37 protein-coding genes are annotated in these 21,890 nt (G+C 45.2%); 36 read left to right on the top strand and 1 reads right to left on the bottom strand.

Going from position 1 to position 21,890, the window contains the following annotated elements; genetic code table 11:
• Positions 1-27: 27 nt before the first annotated feature.
• The 34 genes from tuf to rpsI all read left to right on the top strand — a co-directional run bounded on the left by tuf (position 28) and on the right by rpsI (position 18,669).
• Positions 28-1,230: an elongation factor Tu gene (gene tuf, locus AAH944_RS02145; RefSeq protein ID WP_415536109.1), complete on the top strand. Its 1,203-nt coding sequence runs from the start codon at positions 28-30 to the stop codon at positions 1,228-1,230.
• 210 nt (positions 1,231-1,440) lie between these two features.
• Positions 1,441-1,746 (top strand): 30S ribosomal protein S10, encoded by a 306-nt coding sequence (gene rpsJ / locus AAH944_RS02150; protein ID WP_015043943.1) that lies wholly within the window; start codon positions 1,441-1,443, stop codon positions 1,744-1,746.
• A 180-nt stretch (positions 1,747-1,926) separates the two neighbouring features.
• Complete coding sequence (gene rplC / locus AAH944_RS02155; protein WP_415536111.1) at positions 1,927-2,556, top strand: 50S ribosomal protein L3; 630 nt, start codon at positions 1,927-1,929, stop codon at positions 2,554-2,556.
• A gap of 24 nt (positions 2,557-2,580) precedes the next feature.
• Complete coding sequence (gene rplD / locus AAH944_RS02160; protein WP_415536113.1) at positions 2,581-3,213, top strand: 50S ribosomal protein L4; 633 nt, start codon at positions 2,581-2,583, stop codon at positions 3,211-3,213.
• On the top strand, positions 3,206-3,493 hold the full coding sequence (gene rplW / locus AAH944_RS02165) for a 50S ribosomal protein L23 (protein WP_015043940.1): 288 nt from the start codon (positions 3,206-3,208) through the stop codon (positions 3,491-3,493). Before rplD ends, rplW begins: the two co-directional genes overlap by 8 nt.
• 26 nt (positions 3,494-3,519) lie before the next feature.
• Complete coding sequence (rplB, locus tag AAH944_RS02170) at positions 3,520-4,350, top strand: 50S ribosomal protein L2 (RefSeq protein WP_015043939.1); 831 nt, start codon at positions 3,520-3,522, stop codon at positions 4,348-4,350.
• A gap of 18 nt (positions 4,351-4,368) precedes the next feature.
• Positions 4,369-4,650, top strand: a complete 282-nt coding sequence (rpsS, locus tag AAH944_RS02175; protein WP_015043938.1) for a 30S ribosomal protein S19 — start codon at positions 4,369-4,371, stop codon at positions 4,648-4,650.
• Between the two features lie 20 nt (positions 4,651-4,670).
• Positions 4,671-5,012, top strand: a complete 342-nt coding sequence (gene rplV / locus AAH944_RS02180) for a 50S ribosomal protein L22 (RefSeq protein ID WP_019225211.1) — start codon at positions 4,671-4,673, stop codon at positions 5,010-5,012.
• A gap of 7 nt (positions 5,013-5,019) precedes the next feature.
• Positions 5,020-5,679, top strand: coding sequence for a 30S ribosomal protein S3 (gene rpsC, locus AAH944_RS02185; RefSeq protein ID WP_020491305.1), 660 nt, complete (start codon positions 5,020-5,022; stop codon positions 5,677-5,679).
• Position 5,680: 1 nt separating this feature from the next.
• Positions 5,681-6,133, top strand: coding sequence for a 50S ribosomal protein L16 (gene rplP / locus AAH944_RS02190; RefSeq protein WP_019225212.1), 453 nt, complete (start codon positions 5,681-5,683; stop codon positions 6,131-6,133).
• Positions 6,120-6,320, top strand: coding sequence for a 50S ribosomal protein L29 (gene rpmC / locus AAH944_RS02195; protein WP_015043934.1), 201 nt, complete (start codon positions 6,120-6,122; stop codon positions 6,318-6,320). The genes rplP and rpmC overlap by 14 nt, the downstream gene beginning before the upstream one ends.
• Positions 6,321-6,342: 22 nt before the next feature.
• Positions 6,343-6,603 (top strand): 30S ribosomal protein S17, encoded by a 261-nt coding sequence (rpsQ, locus tag AAH944_RS02200; RefSeq protein ID WP_015043933.1) that lies wholly within the window; start codon positions 6,343-6,345, stop codon positions 6,601-6,603.
• A 42-nt stretch (positions 6,604-6,645) separates the two neighbouring features.
• A complete protein-coding gene (rplN, locus tag AAH944_RS02205) occupies positions 6,646-7,014 on the top strand; it encodes a 50S ribosomal protein L14 (RefSeq protein ID WP_015043932.1) in 369 nt (122 codons plus the stop codon).
• 27 nt (positions 7,015-7,041) lie between these two features.
• Positions 7,042-7,386 (top strand): 50S ribosomal protein L24, encoded by a 345-nt coding sequence (rplX, locus tag AAH944_RS02210; protein WP_415536118.1) that lies wholly within the window; start codon positions 7,042-7,044, stop codon positions 7,384-7,386.
• A gap of 21 nt (positions 7,387-7,407) precedes the next feature.
• Positions 7,408-7,947: a 50S ribosomal protein L5 gene (rplE, locus tag AAH944_RS02215; protein ID WP_415536120.1), complete on the top strand. Its 540-nt coding sequence runs from the start codon at positions 7,408-7,410 to the stop codon at positions 7,945-7,947.
• 20 nt (positions 7,948-7,967) lie between these two features.
• A complete protein-coding gene (locus tag AAH944_RS02220; protein ID WP_015043929.1) occupies positions 7,968-8,147 on the top strand; it encodes a type Z 30S ribosomal protein S14 in 180 nt (59 codons plus the stop codon).
• Positions 8,148-8,175: 28 nt separating this feature from the next.
• Positions 8,176-8,577 carry a 30S ribosomal protein S8 gene (gene rpsH / locus AAH944_RS02225; RefSeq protein ID WP_415536123.1) on the top strand — a complete coding sequence of 134 codons (402 nt, stop codon included), beginning with the start codon at positions 8,176-8,178 and terminating at the stop codon, positions 8,575-8,577.
• A gap of 18 nt (positions 8,578-8,595) precedes the next feature.
• The gene (gene rplF / locus AAH944_RS02230; protein ID WP_415536125.1) at positions 8,596-9,138 is read left to right on the top strand and encodes a 50S ribosomal protein L6; all 543 of its coding nucleotides are present in this window, start codon (positions 8,596-8,598) and stop codon (positions 9,136-9,138) included.
• 43 nt (positions 9,139-9,181) lie between these two features.
• On the top strand, positions 9,182-9,550 hold the full coding sequence (rplR, locus tag AAH944_RS02235) for a 50S ribosomal protein L18 (RefSeq protein ID WP_415536126.1): 369 nt from the start codon (positions 9,182-9,184) through the stop codon (positions 9,548-9,550).
• 24 nt (positions 9,551-9,574) lie between these two features.
• Complete coding sequence (gene rpsE / locus AAH944_RS02240) at positions 9,575-10,072, top strand: 30S ribosomal protein S5 (protein ID WP_015043925.1); 498 nt, start codon at positions 9,575-9,577, stop codon at positions 10,070-10,072.
• Between the two features lie 38 nt (positions 10,073-10,110).
• Positions 10,111-10,554, top strand: coding sequence for a 50S ribosomal protein L15 (rplO, locus tag AAH944_RS02245; RefSeq protein ID WP_020491295.1), 444 nt, complete (start codon positions 10,111-10,113; stop codon positions 10,552-10,554).
• Position 10,555: 1 nt separating this feature from the next.
• Positions 10,556-11,845 (top strand): preprotein translocase subunit SecY, encoded by a 1,290-nt coding sequence (gene secY / locus AAH944_RS02250; protein ID WP_415536128.1) that lies wholly within the window; start codon positions 10,556-10,558, stop codon positions 11,843-11,845.
• 12 nt (positions 11,846-11,857) lie between these two features.
• A complete protein-coding gene (locus AAH944_RS02255; RefSeq protein ID WP_415536130.1) occupies positions 11,858-12,499 on the top strand; it encodes an adenylate kinase in 642 nt (213 codons plus the stop codon).
• A gap of 6 nt (positions 12,500-12,505) precedes the next feature.
• Positions 12,506-13,258, top strand: a complete 753-nt coding sequence (gene map, locus AAH944_RS02260; protein ID WP_415536131.1) for a type I methionyl aminopeptidase — start codon at positions 12,506-12,508, stop codon at positions 13,256-13,258.
• A 38-nt stretch (positions 13,259-13,296) separates the two neighbouring features.
• On the top strand, positions 13,297-13,515 hold the full coding sequence (gene infA / locus AAH944_RS02265; RefSeq protein WP_015043920.1) for a translation initiation factor IF-1: 219 nt from the start codon (positions 13,297-13,299) through the stop codon (positions 13,513-13,515).
• Between the two features lie 19 nt (positions 13,516-13,534).
• Positions 13,535-13,648, top strand: coding sequence for a 50S ribosomal protein L36 (gene rpmJ / locus AAH944_RS02270; RefSeq protein ID WP_021315208.1), 114 nt, complete (start codon positions 13,535-13,537; stop codon positions 13,646-13,648).
• A 224-nt stretch (positions 13,649-13,872) separates the two neighbouring features.
• On the top strand, positions 13,873-14,244 hold the full coding sequence (rpsM, locus tag AAH944_RS02275; RefSeq protein ID WP_415536132.1) for a 30S ribosomal protein S13: 372 nt from the start codon (positions 13,873-13,875) through the stop codon (positions 14,242-14,244).
• A 16-nt stretch (positions 14,245-14,260) separates the two neighbouring features.
• The gene (gene rpsK / locus AAH944_RS02280; RefSeq protein WP_015043918.1) at positions 14,261-14,650 is read left to right on the top strand and encodes a 30S ribosomal protein S11; all 390 of its coding nucleotides are present in this window, start codon (positions 14,261-14,263) and stop codon (positions 14,648-14,650) included.
• A 12-nt stretch (positions 14,651-14,662) separates the two neighbouring features.
• Complete coding sequence (gene rpsD / locus AAH944_RS02285; RefSeq protein ID WP_015043917.1) at positions 14,663-15,292, top strand: 30S ribosomal protein S4; 630 nt, start codon at positions 14,663-14,665, stop codon at positions 15,290-15,292.
• A gap of 30 nt (positions 15,293-15,322) precedes the next feature.
• Positions 15,323-16,270 carry a DNA-directed RNA polymerase subunit alpha gene (locus AAH944_RS02290; protein WP_415536134.1) on the top strand — a complete coding sequence of 316 codons (948 nt, stop codon included), beginning with the start codon at positions 15,323-15,325 and terminating at the stop codon, positions 16,268-16,270.
• A gap of 20 nt (positions 16,271-16,290) precedes the next feature.
• Entirely contained in the window at positions 16,291-16,632 is a 342-nt protein-coding gene (gene rplQ, locus AAH944_RS02295) for a 50S ribosomal protein L17 (protein WP_415536135.1), read from the top strand.
• Positions 16,633-16,794: 162 nt separating this feature from the next.
• Entirely contained in the window at positions 16,795-17,655 is an 861-nt protein-coding gene (truA, locus tag AAH944_RS02300; RefSeq protein WP_415536136.1) for a tRNA pseudouridine(38-40) synthase TruA, read from the top strand.
• Positions 17,656-17,820: 165 nt separating this feature from the next.
• On the top strand, positions 17,821-18,255 hold the full coding sequence (rplM, locus tag AAH944_RS02305; protein ID WP_015043913.1) for a 50S ribosomal protein L13: 435 nt from the start codon (positions 17,821-17,823) through the stop codon (positions 18,253-18,255).
• Between the two features lie 18 nt (positions 18,256-18,273).
• Positions 18,274-18,669: a 30S ribosomal protein S9 gene (gene rpsI, locus AAH944_RS02310; protein ID WP_020491284.1), complete on the top strand. Its 396-nt coding sequence runs from the start codon at positions 18,274-18,276 to the stop codon at positions 18,667-18,669.
• 88 nt (positions 18,670-18,757) lie between these two features.
• Here the strand turns inward: rpsI and AAH944_RS02315 are convergent, their stop codons facing one another.
• Positions 18,758-19,219, bottom strand: coding sequence for a hypothetical protein (locus tag AAH944_RS02315; RefSeq protein WP_415536137.1), 462 nt, complete (start codon positions 19,217-19,219; stop codon positions 18,758-18,760).
• Between the two features lie 327 nt (positions 19,220-19,546).
• Here AAH944_RS02315 and AAH944_RS02320 point away from each other — a divergent pair, with 327 nt between their 5' ends.
• A complete protein-coding gene (locus AAH944_RS02320) occupies positions 19,547-20,326 on the top strand; it encodes an N-acetylmuramoyl-L-alanine amidase (protein WP_415536138.1) in 780 nt (259 codons plus the stop codon).
• Between the two features lie 296 nt (positions 20,327-20,622).
• Complete coding sequence (locus AAH944_RS02325; protein WP_415536139.1) at positions 20,623-21,879, top strand: hypothetical protein; 1,257 nt, start codon at positions 20,623-20,625, stop codon at positions 21,877-21,879.
• Positions 21,880-21,890 lie beyond the last annotated feature (11 nt).

Genomic DNA, 21,890 nt, shown 5'->3' on the forward strand with positions numbered 1-21,890 from the left:
AAATTTTTTTTAAGGAGTGAAACTTCAATGGGTAAACAAAAATTTGACCGTTCCAAACCGCACGTTAACGTAGGCACAATTGGCCACGTTGACCATGGTAAAACAACAACGACTGCTGCGATTACATTCGTTTTGTCCAAGGTCGGCGGTGCTGTAGCAACTGCATTTGATCAGATCGACAAAGCGCCTGAAGAGCGTGAACGCGGAATTACGATTTCTACTGCTCACGTTGAGTATGAAACGGCTAACCGTCACTATGCGCACGTTGACTGCCCAGGCCATGCCGACTATGTTAAAAACATGATCACCGGTGCTGCTCAGATGGACGGCGCCATCCTGGTTGTATCCGCTGCTGACGGCCCGATGCCTCAGACGCGTGAACACATTCTACTTGCCCGTCAGGTAGGTGTGCCTTACATCGTTGTATGGCTGAACAAGGTTGATATGGTTGATGATCCTGAACTTCTCGAACTGGTTGAAATGGAAGTTCGTGAGCTGTTAAGTGAATATGAGTTCCCTGGTGATGACATTCCTGTTATTCCCGGTTCCGGACTCAAAGCTCTGGAGTGCGGATGCGGCCAGAGAGAGTGCGAATGGTGTGGAAAGATCTGGAATCTGATGGATGCTGTTGACAGCTATATTCCTCAGCCGGAGCGCGCTGTCGACAAACCGTTCTTGATGCCTGTAGAAGACGTTTTCACCATTACAGGACGTGGTACGGTTGCTACCGGACGTGTAGAGCGTGGCATTCTTAAAGTCGGCGATGAAATTGAAATCGTTGGTCTTTCTGAAAAACCGCGTAAGAGTGTTTGCACAGGCGTAGAAATGTTCCGTAAACTGCTTGATCAGGCTCAGGCCGGCGACAATATCGGCGCGCTGCTGCGTGGTGTTGAGCGTAAAGACATTGAGCGCGGACAGGTTCTGGCTAAACCAGGAAGTATTAAACCGCATACGAAGTTTAGCGGTGAAGTATACATTCTGAGTAAAGAAGAAGGTGGACGTCATACTCCTTTCTTTAATAATTACCGTCCTCAGTTTTACTTCAGAACAACTGACGTTACCGGCGTAATCAGACTCCCAGAAGGTACAGAAATGATTATGCCTGGTGACCGCGTATCCATCGAGTGCGAACTGATCACCCCGATTGCTATGGAAGAGGGGCTCCGCTTCGCTATACGTGAAGGCGGACGTACTGTTGGATCCGGCGTTGTAGCCAAAGTTGTCGAATAATTAGCTGTTGATATCAAGGGAAGCTGCCGGAGATTGTCTGCGCAGCTTCCCTGACGCTCACGGATGAGCTGATGTCGAGTGCCAAGGATGCCAAGGAGCGAGGATGCTCTCTACGCAAAAGGTTGCTGTCTTCGGTGACTCCGCCGTAAGGCAGGGAATTTTTGCGCCAATAGTCCTGTATAACAGGCGAACTATTTAGGAGGTAAAGAAATGAACCAAAAGATTAGAATTCGGCTGAAGGCCTTTGACCACAAAACGCTTGATCAGTCGGCAGAAAGAATTGTTGATACCGCGAAAAGAACCGGTGCGAGCGTTAATGGGCCAATACCCCTTCCGACAGAAAAGAGTATTTACACTATTTTACGTTCTCCGCATGTCAACAAGGATTCTCGCGAACAGTTTGAAATGAGAACGCACAAGAGATTGATCGATATCATTGATCCTACCTCGAAAACAGTGGATGCACTGATGAGACTGGATCTGCCTTCCGGTGTAGATATCGAAATTAAATTATAATTAAAGTCTGGCGTTTTTCTAGAATATGTGGTAAAATAGATATGTTTGTGACACGAAACACCCGGAGGTGTGGAACACCTTTGGGGGTAAGTGTTGCTAAACGCATATAATATATTAATTGATTACACTCTCGTGCCCCGTTTCAGACGGTGCACTTCAAAGTGTACAGGAGGTGGCGTCGTGTCTAGAGGAATTCTGGGTAAAAAAGTGGGTATGACCCAAATTTTTGCAGAAGACGGAAAAGTGATTCCGGTAACTGTTGTTCAGGCTGGTCCTTGTTATGTCCTGCAGAAAAAAACTGAAGCTTCAGACGGTTATAACGCAATTCAGGTTGGATTTGATGAAAAAAGAGAAAATCTGGCAAACAAGCCTGAAAAAGGTCATTTCAAGAAATCCGGTGTCAAATTCATGCGCTTTATCAAGGAATTCAGAACTGCTGAAGCAGATTCCTATGAAGTTGGTCAGGAAATCAAAGCGGATGTCTTTGCAGTCGGGGACAAAATTGATGTAGTTGGGACTTCCAAGGGTAAGGGCTTTGCTGGTATGCATAAGCGTCATGGATCCCGCCGCGGACCCATGGGTCATGGATCAAAATATCATCATCGTACAGGTTCCATGGGCGCGAAAGGGCCGGCTCGTGTTTTCAAGGGAAGAAATTTACCTGGACGGATGGGCGGAGAAAGAGTTACGGTTCAAAACCTTGAAGTTGTAAGGGTTGATACTGATAAAAACTACATCCTTATTCGAGGATGCGTACCTGGTGCTAAAAAAAGCCTGCTGATACTGAAAAAATCGGTTAAAGCGAAATAATCCGTAAGAAAGGAGGAAAAAGCAATGCCTAAGGTACAGGTTGTAAATATGCAAGGATCTCCGGTTGGAGAAATGGAATTAAATGAAACGATATTTGGAATAAAGCCCAATACTCATGTTATGCATTCCGCTGTTGTAGCCCAGCTGGCCAACGCCAGAGTCGGCACCCATTCTACATTAGGTCGGAGCGAAGTTAGAGGCGGCGGTCGCAAGCCTTGGAAACAGAAAGGAACAGGTCGGGCCAGAGCCGGCACAATCCGTTCACCGCTCTGGAGAGGCGGCGGCATCGTCTTTGGACCAAAACCGAGAGACTATAGTAAAAAGCTTCCTAAGAAAGTGAAGAGACTGGCTCTGTGCTCGGCACTTTCCAGCAAAGTGATTGACAACAATCTGATTGTAGTTGATCAAATCAGATTTGAGCAGCCAAAAACTAAAGAAATGGTTAAACTTCTGGAAGCTCTGAAAATTGATAAAAAAGCGCTTCTCGTTGTCGAGAACAATGACGATAATAACGTTCTGGTCTCTGCACGCAACATTCAGGGAGTGCTTACCTCAAGAGCGGATGCCTTAAATGTTATAGATCTTTTAAAATATGATTTTGTGGTATTTACCAAGGCGGCTGTGATGAGGACTGAGGAGGTGCTGAGCAATGCGTGATGCTCGTGACGTATTGATTCGACCGGTCATTTCTGAAAAATCGGTCGGATTGGTAGAGGAAAACAAATACTCCTTCTGGGTTAGCACTGCAGCGAATAAGATTGAAATCAAATCAGCTGTAGAGAAAATGTTCAAAGTTAAAGTTGATGACGTTCGCACCATGAAGGTTAAAGGAAAAGAAAAACGCCAGGGCCGTTATTCGGGCATGACACCTACAAGGAAGAAAGCTATCGTAACCCTGAAGGCCGGCGACAAAATTGAAGGATTTGCAGGTCTGTAGTTTTAAGGCAAAGGAGGTAGAAAAAAATGCCAATTAGATCGTACAAACCAACATCTCCGGGACGCAGACAGATGACTGTACTGAATTTCGATGAGATTACCAGGAATGAGCCTGAACGTTCCCTTATCGCTCCCCTGCGCAAGAAGGCTGGAAGGAATAATACAGGACGTTTGACAGTCCGTCATCAAGGCGGCGGTCATAAGAGACGTTATCGTCTGATAGATTTTAAAAGAATCAAAGATGGCGTTCCTGCCAAGGTTGCTAGCATTGAATATGATCCGAACCGTTCTGCTAACATCGCTCTTCTGAACTATGCTGACGGCTTTAAAAGTTACATTATTGCTCCCAATGGACTTAAGGTGGGCCAGGAAATTGTAAGCGGCGAACAGGCTGATATTAAAGTCGGCAATACGTTAAAGCTCAAGAATATCCCGGTTGGAACACTGATTCATAATATTGAGATGAAACCCGGCAAAGGCGGCCAGTTAGTTCGTTCGGCCGGTGGATCAGCTCAGTTGATGGCCAAAGAAGGCAGTTATGCAACGCTCAGACTCCCGTCGGGAGAAATGAGAATGATTCATATCGAGTGCCGGGCCACGATTGGCCAGGTCGGGAACTTGGATTATGAAAACGTGACGATCGGTAAAGCCGGAAGATCCCGTTGGCTTGGGATTCGTCCGACAGTCCGCGGTTCAGTCATGAACCCGTGTGATCACCCCCACGGCGGTGGTGAAGGACGTAACCCGATTGGACGTAATCCTGTTACTCCTTGGGGTAAACCCGCCCTTGGCGCCAAGACCAGGAAAAAGAAGAACCAAAGCAATAAGTTTATTGTCAAGCGTAGAGATAAGAAGTAAGCGAAAGGAGACCTCATAATGGGCAGATCTCTAAAAAAGGGACCTTATGTCAGCGCTCGTTTGTTAGAACGGGTGGAAGATATGAATAAAAACGGCGAGAAGAGAGTATTGAAGACTTGGTCCAGACGATCCACCATTTTCCCGCAGATGATTGGTCATACGATTGCCGTCCATGACGGACGCAAGCATGTACCTGTTTATATTACAGAAGATATGGTTGGGCATAAACTTGGTGAGTTTGCACTGACCCGGACTTTCAAAGGACATGCCGGAAGTGAAAAATCGAGCGGCTTACGCTAGTTGAGAGGAGGTAAAGAAAAATGGAAACAAAAGCAGTTGCTAAATTTATCCGTATCTCTCCTCGCAAGGTGCGCCTGGTTGTAGATCTGATTCGCGGTAAGAAAGTTGAAGAAGCGATGGCGATCTTGAAATTTACGCCGAATATATCTGCTGAACCGGTTGGCAAGGTGCTGAAGTCAGCAGTAGCAAACGCGGAACACAACCTGGAAATGAGTCCGGATGATCTGTATGTTACCAAAGTATTCGTTGATCAAGGACCAACCTTAAAGCGTATCATGCCCCGGGCGCAGGGAAGAGCTGACAGGATCCGCAAACGGACCAGTCACATTACCGTTGTCGTCGGGGATAAGAAGGAGGAATAGGCAAAGCATGGGTCAAAAAGTTAACCCCAAAGGTCTTCGTATTGGCATTATCCGTTCGTGGGAAGGCCGCTGGTATGCTGATAAGAACTACAGGGAGCTCCTCCACGAAGACTTAAAAATCCGTAAATTTGTAACCGACAAACTCCAACAAGCCGGAGTTCCTAAAGTTGAAATAGAGCGCGCTGCAAATCGGGTCAAAGTATCTGTTCATGCTGCAAAACCCGGGATCGTAATTGGCCGCGGCGGCGCTGAAGTTGAGAACCTGCGCAAGGCATTAGAAACGATGACCGGCAAACAGGTTGCAGTTAATATTGTTGAAATTAAAAAGCCTGAATTGGATGCCAAGCTGGTGGCTGATAGTGTCGCTCAGCAGCTTGAAAAACGTATTTCCTTCCGGAGAGCGATGAAACAGACCGTAGGCCGCACCATGCGTGCAGGTGCTCAAGGGATCAAGATTTCATGCAGCGGACGTCTGGGTGGAGCTGAAATTGCCCGTACAGAATGGTATAACGAGGGAAAAGTTCCTCTTCATACGCTGCGTGCAGATATTGACTATGGATTTTCCGAAGCCAATACAACGTATGGCAAAATCGGCGTAAAAGTATGGATTTACCGTGGAGAAGTTCTTCCGACCAAGAAGTCCGTTCAGGAGGAAGGAGGATTATAAAATGTTAGTACCAACCAGAGTAAAGCATCGTAAACAACATCGTCCGAGCCTTAAAGGAAAGGCTCAGAGAGGTACTAAAGTCGTTTACGGTGAATATGGACTTATGGCACTCGAGAATGCCTGGGTTACTAACCGGCAGATTGAGGCAGCTCGTATTGCAATGACCCGTTACATTAAGCGTGGCGGTAAAGTATGGATTAATATCTTTCCTGACAGGCCGATCACTGCAAAACCGGCTGAGACCAGAATGGGTAGTGGTAAAGGTACTCCGGAATACTGGATTGCTGTTATCAAACCCAACAGAGTCATGTTTGAACTCGCCGGTGTTTCTGAGGAAGTTGCCCGTGAAGCGTTAAGGCTCGCAGCACATAAACTTCCGATTAAATGTAAGTTTGTCCGTAAAGAGGATCAGGCTGAAGAACAGGTTGGAGGTGGCGCAGATGGCGAAGAATAAGAATTTTCCCGATATGACCGATGAAGAGCTCCTGAAACAGATTGACGGGCTCAAAACGGAATTATTCAATTTGCGTTTCCAATTAGCTACCGGACAACTTGATAACCCGATGCGGATCAAAGAGGTCCGTAAAGGGATCGCGAGAGGCAAAACCATTCTCCGTGAGCGCGAGCTCAAACGTGCTTAAGGTAGGAAAGGAGGCAAAAACATTGGAAAGAACAATGCGCAAAACGCAATATGGCAAAGTTGTCAGCGATAAAATGGATAAAACGATTGTTGTGGCAATTGAAACCAGAAAAAAACATCCAATCTATCATAAAACAGTAAAGGTTACCAAAAAATATAAGGCGCATGATGAGAATAACGAGGCTAGACTAGGGGATACCGTCCTGATTATGGAGACCAGACCGTTAAGCAAGGAAAAAAACTGGAGACTGGTCAAAGTTGTTGAAAAAGCGGTTATTCTCTAAGCCGAGGAAATATCAAGCTGCTAAGAAAGGAGGTTCCGCCCAATGATTCAGGCTGAATCAACCCTTAAAGTGGGAGATAATACCGGAGCAAAAAAACTTTTATGTATCCGTGTGTTGGGTGGTTCTAAACGTCGTTACGCATCAATTGGTGATATCATCGTTGCTGCGGTTAAAGAAGCAACACCAGGCGGCGTTGTCAAAAAAGGTGATGTTGTCAAAGCTGTTGTTGTCCGTACTACCAAAGAAATTAAAAGACCAGACGGTTCATATATCCGATTCTCCGAAAATGCGGCAGTTATTATCAAAGATGACAAGAGTCCGAAAGGAACGCGTATTTTTGGACCCGTTGCCCGTGAACTCAGAGAAAAGGATTACATGAAAATCGTTTCGCTGGCACCGGAAGTACTATAGAAAAAACCGGACGGAGGTGAAGTTATAATGTCCGCCGAAAAAACAAAAGTAAACGTCAGAAAAGGCGATATGGTCATGGTGATATCCGGCAAGGATGCCGGGAAAAAAGGCAAGGTTCTTGAAGTTCTAACTCAGAAGGGCAGAGTTGTGGTCGAGAAGGTCAACGTTGTAAAGAAACATCAGAAGCCGACCAAAGATATGCCCCAAGGTGGAATCGTCGATAAAGAAGCTCCGATTCACAGCTCCAATGTGATGCTGTTTTGTGCAGAATGTAATTCTGTCACCAGGAAGAGTGTTAAGATTACTGGAGAAGGTAAAGTGAGAGTCTGCAAGAATTGCGGACACAATTTGCCGGAAGAAAATAAGAAGTAATTCTGGAAGGGAGGTACTCTGGTGGCTCGCTTAAGAGATTATTATAAAAATGAGATAACCCCGGCTCTGCAGAAAAAGTTCGATTATAAGAATATTATGCAAACACCGCGCTTGGAAAAAGTGGTTATCAATATAGGTTTGGGAGAAGCCATTCAAAATCCGAAAGCCATTGATTCCGCTGTAGATGATCTCATGACGATCACAGGTCAAAAACCGATCGTAACACGGGCAAAGAAGTCGATTGCAGCATTTAAGCTTCGTGCAGGCATGCCGATTGGCGTGAAGGTTACTTTAAGAGGTGACCGGATGTATGAGTTTGTTGACAGGCTGCTGAACGTAGCGCTTCCTCGTGTCAGAGATTTCCAGGGAGTATCCGCCAAGGCTTTTGACGGCAGAGGCAATTATACTCTCGGCATCAAAGAACAGCTCATTTTCCCGGAAATTAACTTTGACAAGATTGATAAAATCAGAGGTATGGATATCGTCTTTGTAACAACGGCCAATACGGATGAAGAAGCAAAAGAACTGCTTAAAGCATTCAGAATGCCGTTTAAGGACTAGATATGAAGGAGGCTTAAGATATGGCCAAGACGTCAATGATTGTTCGTCACCAACCAAAATATTCTGTACGTGTGCATAACCGCTGCAAAATATGTGGCCGCCCGCATGCTTATATGAGGAAATTTGGAATATGCAGGATATGCTTCAGAGAACTGGCTTATAAAGGCGAACTGCCTGGTGTAACGAAGGCTAGTTGGTAAGCATTATTGGAGAAAGGGGGAAATAAAAGTGTCAACAACATCAGATCCTATTGCCGATTTCCTGACACGGATCCGGAATGCCGGGATGGTTTACCACGATAAAGTAGAAATTCCTGCTTCAAGTATCAAGAAGGCTCTGGCCGAACTGCTGAAACAGGAAGGCTTTATCAAGGATTTTGAATATATTGATGACAATAAACAGGGGGTCTTGAGATTATACCTCAAGTACGGCCCTAACCGGGAAAGAGTCATTACCGGCTTGAAACGTATCAGCCGTCCTGGCTTAAGAGTTTATGCGAAAAAAGACCAGATTCCTAAGGTTTTAGGAGGTTTGGGCGTTGCTGTGATATCTACCTCCAAAGGCATCATGCCTGACAGACAGGCACGCAATGAAGGCTTGGGTGGAGAAGTTATCTGCTATATTTGGTAAAGGATGGAGGTGTAGAATATGTCTCGAATTGGTAGAAAAGCAATCACCATTCCAGGCGGGGTGGAAGTTAAACAAGAAGGTCAGGTCGTTACCGTTAAAGGCCCTAAAGGAATGCTTACCAGAGAATTCCGGCCTGAAATAGCTATTCAAGTAGAAGAAAATACAATCAGCGTTACCCGTCCCAACGACGAACCTTTCTACCGTTCGCTTCACGGACTGACCCGCACCCTTCTTGCCAATATGGTGGAAGGTGTATCGAACGGGTTTAGCAAAAATTTGGATCTTGTTGGAGTAGGCTATCGTGCTGCTCTTTCGGGTAAAAAACTTGTGCTTACTGTCGGCAAATCTCATCCGGTTGAAATGGAACCCTATGAAGGGATTGAAATTGAAGTTCCTGCACCGAACAAGGTGATCATTAAAGGAATTGATAAGGAACAAGTCGGTAATTTTGCTGCAGATGTTCGTAAGCAACGTGAACCGGAACCGTATAAAGGTAAAGGGATTAAATACGAAAAAGAAGTCATCCGCCGCAAGGAAGGTAAAACCGGCGGTAAGAAATAAGGTAAGGGCAAAATCTCTTGCCGCGTAGAAAGGATGAAAGAGCTTGATTAAAAAAAGTGACCGCAGACAAATTCTGAAACAGAAGCATAAAAGTGTCCGCAAAAGAATCCAGGGCACAGCCGAAAGACCGCGTATGGCGGTATTTAGAAGCTTGAACCATATTTATGCCCAGGTTATTAACGATGACCTTGGAATTACCCTGGCTGCAGCTTCTTCTCTTGATGCTGCGTTTAAAGCAGCAGAGCTGTCTGGAGGAAACATTGAGGGAGCTAAAAAAGTTGGCGAGCTCATTGCGAAAAATGCGCTGGATAAAGGAATTACCAAAGTGGTCTATGACCGCGGCGGCAGTCTATATCACGGCAGAGTCGCAGCTTTGGCCGAAGCCGCCAGAGAAGCAGGACTTGACTTCTAATCTTTAGAAAAGGAGGGAAAATCATTGTCAAATATCGATCCTAGTAAACTGGAGCTCACCGAGAAAATTGTACACATTGCCCGTGTTGCTAAAGTTGTTAAAGGCGGAAGACGTTTCAGCTTCAGTGCTCTGGTTGTCGTTGGCGACGGCAATGGTATTGTCGGCGCAGGACTCGGAAAAGCAACCGAAGTTCCGGAGGCTATTCGTAAAGGCGTAGAAGATGCTAAGAAGAATCTGATTGCTGTACCTTTAAAAGGAACATCGATCCCGCATCCGATTCTCGGCCAATTTGGTGCCGGCGAGGTTCTGCTGAAACCCGCTGCCAAAGGTACCGGAGTTATTGCCGGTGGTCCGGTGCGTGCAGTACTCGAAGTAGCAGGGGTTAAAGATATACTCACAAAATCACTGGGATCTTCCAATGCTCATAATGTTGTCAATGCAACGATGGCCGGCCTCAAGGCCCTGAAGCGCGACGTTGATGTTGCCAAAGCCCGCGGCAAGGCAGTGGAAGAAATACTCTAAAATAATGTATCGCAGCACCAAGTAAGGAGGTGTCCATATTGAAACTCCATGAACTCAAACCTGCAGAAGGTTCGACCAAATCACGCAAACGTGTTGGAAGAGGCAACGGCTCGGGACTTGGAAATACAGCCGGCCGTGGCAGCAAGGGTCAGAAAGCCCGTTCCGGCGGTGGTGTCCGTCCCGGATTTGAAGGTGGCCAGATGCCCATTACCCGCAGACTTCCGAAACGCGGTTTTACAAATAATTTTGGAAAAGAATATGAGGTCATCAATGTATCCGATCTTGAAGAAAGATTCGAAAATGGTGAAGAAGTTACCATTGAAGCTTTATTTGAGACTGGACTCATCAATAAAGTCAAGGATGGGGTCAAAGTACTCGGAGACGGGGAATTGACCAAATCATTAACCGTAAAAGTTCATAAGGTAAGCAAAACAGCAGCAGAGAAGATTACTGCTGCCGGTGGAAAAGTAGAGGTGGAATAAATTGATACTTGAAACCCTGAAGGATGCCTGGAAAGTTCCAAGCATTAGAAAGAAAATAGGGTTCACCTTGCTTATGCTTCTGATCTTTAGGATTGGGGCTCACATCCCGATTCCGTTTATGGATCGTGAAGTGCTTCAAAACATGATGGGCAGTGGAGGATTGTTTGATTTCTTCAACACATTCTCTGGTGGCTCCCTGAAACGCTTCTCTGTTTTCTCGTTAAGTATCATGCCCTATATCACTGCCTCAATCATTATTCAGCTCTTAACGGTCGTCATTCCTTATCTGGAAAGACTATCGAAAGAGGGCGATCAGGGCAGAAAAAAGATTGTTCAGTATACCCGCTATGGTACTGTTGTACTTGGCTTCATCAACGGTTTTGGACTGACCATCGGCTTAAGAGGCGCGCTTACGATCCCTCAAGAGTCGCTTAGGATTCCAATTTACATGATGATTGCAATCGTACTGACCGCAGGTACAGCTTTTCTGATGTGGCTGGGCGAACAGATCACCGAAAAAGGCATTGGCAATGGTATCTCGCTCATCATTTTTGCCGGTATTGTCGCTGGAATTCCGGATGCAATCAAGCATTTGGTCAGCCTGCTGCAGGTTGGGGAAATCGGTTGGATCTCGATCCTGGGCATCGTGGTCATTGCAGCGCTGATTATTGCCGGTGTTGTATTTATTCAGGAAGGCCAGAGAAGAATCCCGGTCCAATATGCTAAGAGAGTTGTCGGACGCAAACAATACGGCGGACAGAGCTCTCATATCCCATTAAAAGTAAATCAAGCCGGTGTCATTCCGATTATCTTCGGTATTTCCTTAATGGCCTTTCCGGCAACTATCGCGACCTGGTTTCCTCAGAATTCAGGGTTCGCGCTGTTTGCTCAGAAATGGCTGTCCATGAACGGTTCAGCCTATTCGATACCATACTTGATTATGTACGCATTGCTTATCATCTTCTTTACCTATTTCTATACAGGAATTACATTTAATCCTGTAGATGTCGCGGATAATCTTAAAAAGTACGGCGGTTTTATTCCCGGAATTCGTCCGGGTCGTCCGACTTCAGATTATTTGTTTAAAATCCTGAGCAGAGTGACTTTGGCAGGTGGGATATTCCTGGCACTGATTGCTGTTCTCCCCAGTCTGATTATGGGATTTACTGGAATAGATAACATCTATTTAGGTGGAACATCCCTGCTGATTGTGGTCAGCGTTGCTCTTGATACGATGAAACAGATGGAGAATCAGCTGATGCAGCGTCACTATCAAGGATTTTTAAAGTAGGAGGCGATCAAGATGAGAATGATACTCATGGGTCCTCCTGGAGCAGGAAAAGGAACACAAGCCGATTTGCTCATTGAGCATTATCATATACCCCATATTTCAACTGGGGATATGTTCAGAGCCGCAATCAAGGAACAGACTGCCCTGGGAATGAAGGCCAAAGAATACATGGATGCCGGTGGCCTCGTCCCGGATGAAGTAACGATTGGGATTGTAGCCGACAGATTGGCTCAGGCTGATTGTCAAAATGGTTTCCTTCTGGACGGGTTTCCCCGTACGGCTGCCCAGGCGGATGCATTGGCGAAAATCTTAAGCGACATGAAAATTGCTCTGGACGGAGTTATCAACATTGAACTGGGCGAAGCGGATCTCTTGGAAAGGCTCACCGGAAGAAGAGTCTGCAAACAGTGCGGCGCAACCTTCCATACTGTCTTCAACGCTCCGAAACAACAGGACGTTTGTGACAAGTGCGGTGGTGCACTCTACCAGAGAAGCGATGACACACTTGAAACAGCACAAAACCGGCTGAACGTGTATAATACACAGACTGAACCCCTGATTGCATATTATAACAACCAAGGCTTACTCAAGAGAATTCAAGGGGATAAAGAAATTAAGCAGGTTTTCAGCGATGTTCTCAGCGTGTTGGAGTAAGAAGCCATGATTGAACTGAAGAGTAAGGAACAGCTTGGCCGCATGCGGAAAGCTGGCCGGATCGTGGCAGAAACTCTGGAACTGATGCGGAGAATGGTTGCTCCGGGAGTAACTACGGAACAACTGAACAGAGCAGCGGAAGATTACATTTGCAAATGCAATGCGATTCCTGCCTTCAAAGGGTATAACAGCTTCCCCGCAACACTGTGTACTTCGATTAATGAAGAAGTGGTGCATGGGATCCCGGGTTTAAGGGCCCTGAAAAGTGGAGATATTATCAGTATTGATTGCGGGGCAATCATTGACGGATACGTCGGTGATTCTGCGATCACACTGCCGGTAGGAGAAATCAGCAGGGAACTTCAAAATCTGCTGGCAGTGACTGAAGAATCTCTCAGGTGTGGAATTGCCCAGGCGCTGAAAGGTAACCGGCTGTTTGATATATCCCACGCTATTCAGACGTATGTAGAAGAGAATACAATGTCGGTTGTTCGGGACTATGTAGGTCACGGAATCGGCAGAAAAATGCATGAAGAACCTCAAGTACCCAATTTTGGCAAACCCGGCAGGGGGCCGAGACTCGAGGTAGGAATGGTCCTGGCGATAGAACCAATGGTCAACTTAGGAGGCTATCAGGTTGAAACTCTTGAGAACCAGTGGACTGTAGTAACGAAAGATCGCCGAGCATCGGCGCATTTTGAACATACAGTGGCCATCACTGAAAATGGCCCGGAAATACTAACTCGAATTGAAGGCTGAAAACCGGTAAATAAATGTCAAAGGAGGGATAGGCGCAAATGTCAAAAGAAGATGTGATTGAGGTCGAAGGCAAAGTACTGGAACCATTGCCAAACGCAATGTTTACGGTAGAATTAAATAATGGTCATAAGGTACTGGCGCACGTTTCCGGCAAGATTCGGATGCATTTTATCAGAATCCTGCCTGGAGACCGGGTCACGGTGGAGCTTTCTCCCTATGACTTGACCAGAGGAAGAATTGTATACAGATTTAAGTAAGGCAAGGGAGGGATCACAGGTGAAAGTAAGACCTTCTGTGAAACCGATTTGTGAAAAGTGTAAAATTATTAGACGGCACGGAAAAGTAATGGTTATTTGCGAAAATCCGAAACATAAGCAACGCCAGGGCTAGAGTCGAGGTTCGAAGTTCGAGGCACGATGTTGGGGTATACAATCCTAGCATTTGGTGTCAAACGACGAGCACTGAACACTGATCTGCAGCTGACGTATACCATTACGAAAAGCGTTATCAAAAAGCAAGAACGAGTAAAAATAACGACAAAGAAAAAGCACTGATAATTCGGACTTCGAACATCGAACTTCGAACGTCGATTAAAACGGGGGTGTGAAATTTAGATGGCACGTATCGCAGGGGTGGATATACCTCGGGACAAACGTGTTGAGGTTGCACTTACCTACATCTATGGTATCGGCAATTCTCAATCCAAAAAAATCCTGACAAAAACACAGATTAACCCTGAAACCAGGGTCAAAGATCTTACAGACGACGAAGTCGCCAAGATCAGGGAAACTATTGATAAAGAATTTAAGGTCGAAGGCGATCTGCGTCGGGAAGTGTCCCTTAACATTAAAAGACTGATGGAAATCGGCAGTTATCGTGGCCTTCGCCATCGTCGTGGACTGCCTGTGCGCGGACAGCGGACCAAAACCAATGCCCGTACACGCAAAGGTCCCGCAAGAGCAATTGGCGGAAAGAAGAAAAAGTAAAGGGGGGCATTGAAGCATGGCTCGTAAAGTGGTTCGTACCAGAAAAAGAGAACGTAAAAATGTTGAAAGCGGCATAGCACATATTAAGTCGACTTTTAATAATACGATTGTCACCATTACAGACACGACCGGAAACGCACTTTCCTGGTCCAGCTCCGGTTCTTTGGGTTTCAAAGGATCACGTAAAAGCACACCTTTTGCTGCACAGATGGCTGCAGAGACAGCTGCCAAAGCAGCAATGGAGCATGGGCTTAAAATTGTTGAATGTTTTGTCAAAGGTCCAGGATCAGGCCGTGAAGCCGCAATCAGAGCATTGCAGGCGGCAGGTCTGGAAGTGAACCTTATTCGGGACGTAACTCCGGTACCGCATAACGGATGTCGGCCGCCCAAACGCAGAAGAGTATAGGGGGTGTAAAACATGGCTAAATATACAGAATCAGTATGTCGTCTGTGCCGGCGTGAGGGTCAGAAGTTATTTCTGAAAGGGGATCGCTGCTATACCAATAAATGCGCTGTGGACCGTCGGGCGTATGCTCCGGGCATGCACGGACAGGCTAGAGGCAAAAAACCGACTGAGTACGGCATTCAGCTCAGAGAAAAGCAGAAAGTTCGGAGGATTTACGGCGTTCTTGAGAAACAATTCCGTGGATATTTCGACAAAGCTGCCCGTCAAAAAGGTATGACCGGGGAAAATCTTCTCCGTTTATTGGAACGCCGTTTGGATAATGTTGTTTTCAGACTTGGCTTTGCTTCATCCAGACCCGAAGCACGTCAGCTTGTGACACATGGTCATATCACAATCAATGGCAAACGTGTCGATATTGCATCTTATCTCGTCAGCACTGGCGAAGCAATTTCGATTAAAGAAAGCAGCAGAGATAACAATAGAATCAAGGAAATGGCCGAATCCTTAAAGGATCGAGCTGTTCCTGCATGGTTAAGCCTGGATATCAACAGCATCACAGGGACTGTCATCAACATGCCGACCCGTGAAGATATTCAGATTCCGATCGAAGAACACCTTATCGTAGAGAAATATTCTCGTTAAACTTTTCCGGGAAAGAAGGGGTGCATTCCGATGCTTGAAATCGAAAAGCCCAATATTGAATGTGTTGAGAGATCTGAAGATAATACCTATGCCAAATTCATTATTGAACCCTTAGAGAGAGGCTATGGCATTACCTTGGGGAATTCCCTGCGTCGTATCCTGCTTTCTTCTCTACCCGGGTCCGCGGTTACTTCAGTAAAAATAGAAGGCGTACTACACGAATTCTCAACCATTCCAGGAGTCTTGGAAGACGTAACTGAGGTCATTCTCAATATTAAATCCCTCGCTCTCAAAGGCCATACGGATGAACCGCGCGTTCTGCGTTTGGAATGTGAAGGGGAAAGGGTTGTTACCGCAAGAGACATTATCACCGGTCCCGATATTGAGATTCTCAATCCAGATTTGAAGATCGCCACGTTGGATAAAGACGGACGTCTCTTCATGGAAATGAACGTCGAACGTTCCCGCGGCTATGTCTCAGCTGAGAAGAATAAAAAAGCAGATCAGGTAATCGGCGTTATTCCTGTCGATTCAATTTTTACCCCAATTTATAAGGTCAACTATGCTGTAGAAGATACTCGGGTCGGTATGATGACTGACTTTGATAAGCTTACCCTGGAAGTATGGTCTAACGGCAGTATTACCCCGAAAGAGGCAACGAGTCTCGCAGCCAAGATTTTGAGTGAACATTTGAGGCTCTTTATCGGACTGAACGATAATCTGGGTAATGTTGAGATCATGGTGGAAAAAGAAGAAGAGGCCAAAGATAAGATTCTGGAAATGACCATTGAAGAACTGGATCTTTCCGTAAGATCTTATAATTGCCTGAAACGCGCCGGCATAAACAGCGTTGAAGAACTGACACAAAGAACAGAAGAAGATATGATTAAAGTACGCAATCTTGGGCGCAAATCTCTGGAAGAAGTCGAACACAAGCTCAGAGAACTTGGGCTGGGATTCCGTACTCCTGAAGATTAAACCTAAAGGGGGGATCACAGTTGGCATACCGTAAGCTTGGAGTTAACATGAGCCGCAGAAGGGCTATGTTAAGAAATATTGTAACTTCCTTGCTGAAGCATGGAAAGATTGAGACAACAGAAGCAAGAGCAAAAGAACTGAATTCCCTGGCAGAGAAAATGATTACCCTAGGCAAAAGGGGTGACCTGGCTGCCAGACGTCAGGCGATGGAATTTTTGCTGGATGAGACGGTAGTAAAAGAGCTTTTTGATACAATAGCTCCGAAATATACCGATAGGCAGGGTGGCTACACCAGAATCATGAAAAACGGCTATCGTCGTGGAGATGCTGCCGAAATGGTTTTAGTTGAGCTTGTGGACTAAGATGAAGGCCTAATTTCGAAGTTCGAAGTTCGAGGTTCGGTGTTCGATCGCAGATAACGGAAACCGGATACCGGGAATTGATTGATACCGGATAACGAAACCAAATAAGCGTATCGATAACCCTTAATCACACACATGAATCGTACCTCTGAACATTGACACATGTTCAGCTTCGAACTTCCTGTTGGCTCTTTTGAAAACAAGCATACCGTCCAGTTCAATATTATAAGATTGCTGGAGAAAAAAATGCGCAACATCCTTCTGCGATTAGCCTATGATGGTACAAACTACCACGGATTCCAGCGCCAGCCAGAGGAACATGGACAAACTATCCAGGGAGAACTGGAAAAGGTCTGGAAGAAGCTTTTTGCCGAAGAAATAAAAATCACAACAGCGGGCAGGACGGATACGGGTGTACACGCTGCCGGCCAAGTGGTTAATTTCTGCTCAGAAGCGCGTATTCCGCAGGAGAAGATTCCTAAGGCCATGAACAGTATTCTGCCGTATGATATCAGAATACGCGAGGCCAGGGATATGCCTGAAGATTTTAGTGCCAGGAAAAGCGCCAAGTGGAAGAGATACGATTACAGAATTGACAACGGACGAATTCCGGACGTTTTCAGAAGACTGTACGTTCTTCATGAGCCAGTGCCACTGAACGTCAACGCCATGCAAATGGCAGCTTCCCGGCTTGAAGGGAAATATGACTTTAGTGCATTTGCCGCTGCCGGGTCTTCGGCTAAAAGTTTTGTCCGGACACTGTACCGCTGCAAAGTATGTTGGTTGGATGGACAAATCGTAATTACCTGTATTGGTGATGGGTTTCTTTATAACATGGTAAGAATCATTGCCGGTACCTTATTGGATGTAGGTAAAGGCAGAATACTTCCGGAAGCGATTTCAGAAGTAATTATGTCCAGGGATCGGACCAAAGCAGGTCAAACTGCTCCGGCCAGAGGACTCACCTTGACCTATGTCAATTATGACGCATCCAGTCCCGGTGAAATCTTTCCGGAACTTTAAGAAACAGGAAACCATAGGTTGACGAAAGACGTTATTTTAGTTAAACTTTTTAAGTAGTCTTTTACCGAAACGTGAATGAGCCCTTCACGTCCGGTGATGATATAACGAACACAAAAATCGTACATGAAAACATGATGGACGCGATTAAAAATGGAGGGAACCAACATGACCACCACGCAATTTGCGAAAGCCCATGAGGTGGACCGTAAATGGTTAGTCATTGACGCAGCCGGTGTTTCTTTGGGAAGAGTGGCAGCTGAAGCCGCCCGCTTGCTCAGAGGAAAACATAAGCCGATATTTACACCGAACGTTGACACAGGTGATTTTGTCATTATCGTCAATGCAGATAAAACATTGATTACAGGAAATAAACTGGATAAGAAAATGTATCGCTGGCATACCGGTTATCCAGGCGGTCTGAAAGAAATGACCTACCGAGTACTGATGAGCAAAGCCCCCGAAAAAGCTATGGAACATGCTGTAAAAGGAATGCTTCCTCACAACAAACTTGGTGCACAGATGTATAAGAAACTTAAAGTATACTCGGGACCGGAACATCCGCATCAGGCCCAAAAAGCAGAAGTATGGAATATGAAATAGTTGGAAGGAGGTAAAAGCATGTCAGCACAGCTTCAGTATCAAGGTACAGGCAGAAGAAAAAATGCAGTTGCCCGGGTCAGACTTCTGGCCGGTAACGGAAAATATACGATTAACGACAGAGACCTAAGTGAGTACTTCGGCAAGAAAACTCTAGAGATGATTGTTCAGCAGCCCTTAGAGATTACTGAAACTTTAGGGAAATACGATTTAATTGCCAGAGTTCACGGCGGCGGTACAACTGGCCAGGCCGGTGCCCTCAGAATGGGCATTGCCAGAGCTTTGCTTAAAGCAGATGAAAGTCTTCGTCCGGCTTTGAAACGCGCAGGTTTCCTTACCCGTGACCCGCGTATGAAAGAGCGCCGCAAATACGGACTTAAAAAAGCCCGCAAAGCGCCTCAATTCTCGAAACGCTAATTTCAGACAAACAACAAATCCCTCAAACCTGATGGTTGGGGGATTTGCTTTTTATTTTAGATTATTCGGTAAATATCCGAAAACTTTGTTATCTTTTGTTTGGGACTTTATATGTAGATATTTGGTTAAGTACATAGCCTACTAAAAGTCCGTTAAAAACAATAAAACCAATTATGGCAATCCAAGGGACAAAGGGTGAGTCCTTACCTAAGCCTGTCTGAGGAAAAACAACTATAAAAAGGAAGTAACCTCCTGCTGCGCTCATTGTAATGCTTTTGGCATATAAATAGTCTTTCCCAGTTAACATAAGAATGAGGCTTAATAGTATTCCATTAGCTGCAGATACTCCTATAGCATCTACCATTCCATGGATTTGTGCACCAACAGTCATTAGCAATTGTTGATTGTAAAAAAGTCCTGCCATTGCATGCCAAAAAGTTTTATGTTGTAAACCTAACATAAGGAGTAAAGAGTTATATAATAGGTGTGTAATTCCCCCAAGCGTTCCTGCAATTAGTCCAGAAGAAAACCAGTCATTAATTTTCTTCATTTATATACTCCTATCTATACTTCTAGAGTTTAGTTTCTTACTATTATCATGTTAAAGTTAAAAAAAAATATTCAATTCAATGCCAAATGACAAATAGATTTTTTATTAATCTCTATACGTAGTACACATATATGATACAAAAAAGATGAAAGCCCGTATGAGGCGAGGATTTCCAACTCTCGAAACGTTAAAACAATAAATATAATAATCCCTCAACATACGTATGGTTGGGGGATTTTTTTCATGATAAAGACTATATTTTGTAATCATTCCCTCCTGAATAATTGCCTACCCTTCACCATAGATATAGGTGAGAGGGGGAGAACCATGGCCAAACAAATAAATTATTCACAGATCAGCGGATTGATGCACAGACAGATAATACCAAGACCAAAGATTATACTGGTATCAAGTATTCTCGTTCTTCTGGCTGTAGCCGGTATTTTTCTCAGTCAGAAAGCAGCAGTGCATACCGCCAAGAATGTTCCCGGATGGAGCTGGGTACTTGGCGGGGTAACCATAACGATCGATGCCGGTCATGGCGGGGTTGACCCTGGAGCTGTTGGCGTCAATAAAACCCTGGAGAAGGATGTGAACCTGCAGGTTTCTAAAAGACTGCAGCTACTGTTCACCCAGGCCGGAAGCAAAGTTGTGATGCTAAGGGAGCAGGACCGGGATTTTGGAACTTCTTTAAGCCTGCTTCAACGCAAAAGAGAGGACTTGGCCTACCGGATTCAAACCGCTATGGAATCCCAGGCTAAAATATATCTGAGCATTCATGCCAATAGTTTTTCCGATCAAAGACAGCATGGCCCGCAAGTATTTTACCATTCGGAATCTGAGGGAGGAAAACTGCTGGCTGAAAGTATCCAGCAAAGTTTGAATAAAGTCGGAACAAAAAAACGGGAGGCAAAGGCGAACCAAAGCTATTTTATCCTTAAAAATACGGATATGGTGGCTGTGACGATCGAAGTGGGTTTCCTGTCCAATCCGGAAGAAGAAAAGAAATTAAATGAAAGTGCTTATCAGCAGCAGCTGGCCATGGCTATTTTCGAGGGAGTGGGCAATTATCTGGCCAAGGAACAGCCGGTGGCGGCAGCCGATTAATTATAAAAGGTTATAAAAGGAAATTTACCGTGCTGGCAATAAATAAAGGAAGATAAACAATTAATCCCGAATATATCAGATAATCACTTTGAAAGCTGTAACGCACCTGACCTTTCAAGGCTTGTGCTTGACGCCATTTCAAATCTATTTCAAAGTAAAAAACTGAAAGATGAATTGTCCACTTTGCCCAGAAGCATTGTTTATAAATTGTTTAGATTCTGTTTACAGATATTCAAGATATTGGGAGTAAAATAAGATCAAGAAGCTTTCCAATATTTGAAAAGGAGTAAGTGAAGATGAGAATATCTAAAAAAGCGGCGCTGCCGGTAGTCTTTACCGTCGGGGTTCTGTTGTTTGCGACGACTGCACTGGCGGACATTGTCAGCAAAAGCGGCTATGATACGCTTAAGGACGGCTTGAAGCAAAGTGCAGCGAGCTGTTCAGAGAAATTTAACAACTTTACCCTGGATTATTCATTTGCCATAAAGTATAACGGTAAAATCATCAGTTCCCAGAATGATGTCAAAAAATTTGACAGGCTGAATGGGGCGACCGAAGACAGCAGCCACAGTCTGAGTCCGGACGGAAAGGTTTCCGATTCTTATTACTATACGGATAAGAACACCTGGATCAATGGTACGGATATCGGTACCGGCAATGAGGCCTATTACTATACCGAATATACCCAGGAACGCGAAACGGATGTATTTGACAATCCTTTTAAACAGGATGAAGCGGAAGATGTTGAGAAGATTGTGGATGCGGTTGTCGGCAGTTTGAAGGACTATGTGGTCGTTCAGGAGAATGCCGATGGCAGCAAAGCGCTTTCGGGCTCCCTGTCTGAAGTACAGATCCCGGCTTTGGTCAACGCGGTGGCCTCCCTTCAGGTTAAACAGGCTTTTTCGGGACAAAACAGCTATGGTGCCAGAATCCCTGTACTAACGCAGGATATCTATGTGAAACAAATTGAAGGTTCGGCCACAGTGAATTCCGACGGTCTCTTGGATTATATTTTGGCAACAGTGATATTATCCGGCAAGGACGCACAGGAACAGGTCCATGAAATTACGATGGAAACGCTTGTTAAATTAACGGATATCAATGGAACAATTGTTCAGAAGCCGGACCTTAACGGCAAAAAAGTTCAGAGAACAACTGAAAGAACCAGCGCCGGGCCTCAGATCTCCAATCCTGAAAAGTTTATCGGGACATTTAAAAACGATATTATCATTGAGCAAGACGGTAAATTTGTCAAGATTGGCGAACGCATTCTAAAAATTGCCCACGTTGAGAGCGCAAATATTGCCGGAGAATATTCCGAGAAATACAGAGAAGGCTTTGAGACGTATGCTCAGAATGCCCTGACCTTTACGTTTGACGCCACAACCTCCAATCAGGCAAAATCGGATGCCATGTTTGAATTCAGAGATAATGACGGATCGAACCGGTCCGGAAGCATCTATCTAGATGAAGCGAATGCCAAGGTGTATTTCAACTTGAACAACATGTCCAGCGCGTCTTACGATTCTGTCTTCTCGCCTGTTCTGGAATGAACAGACGCAAT

The sequence above is a fragment of the Dehalobacter sp. CP genome, assembly GCF_047652685.1.
Lineage (GTDB): Bacteria > Bacillota > Desulfitobacteriia > Desulfitobacteriales > Syntrophobotulaceae > Dehalobacter.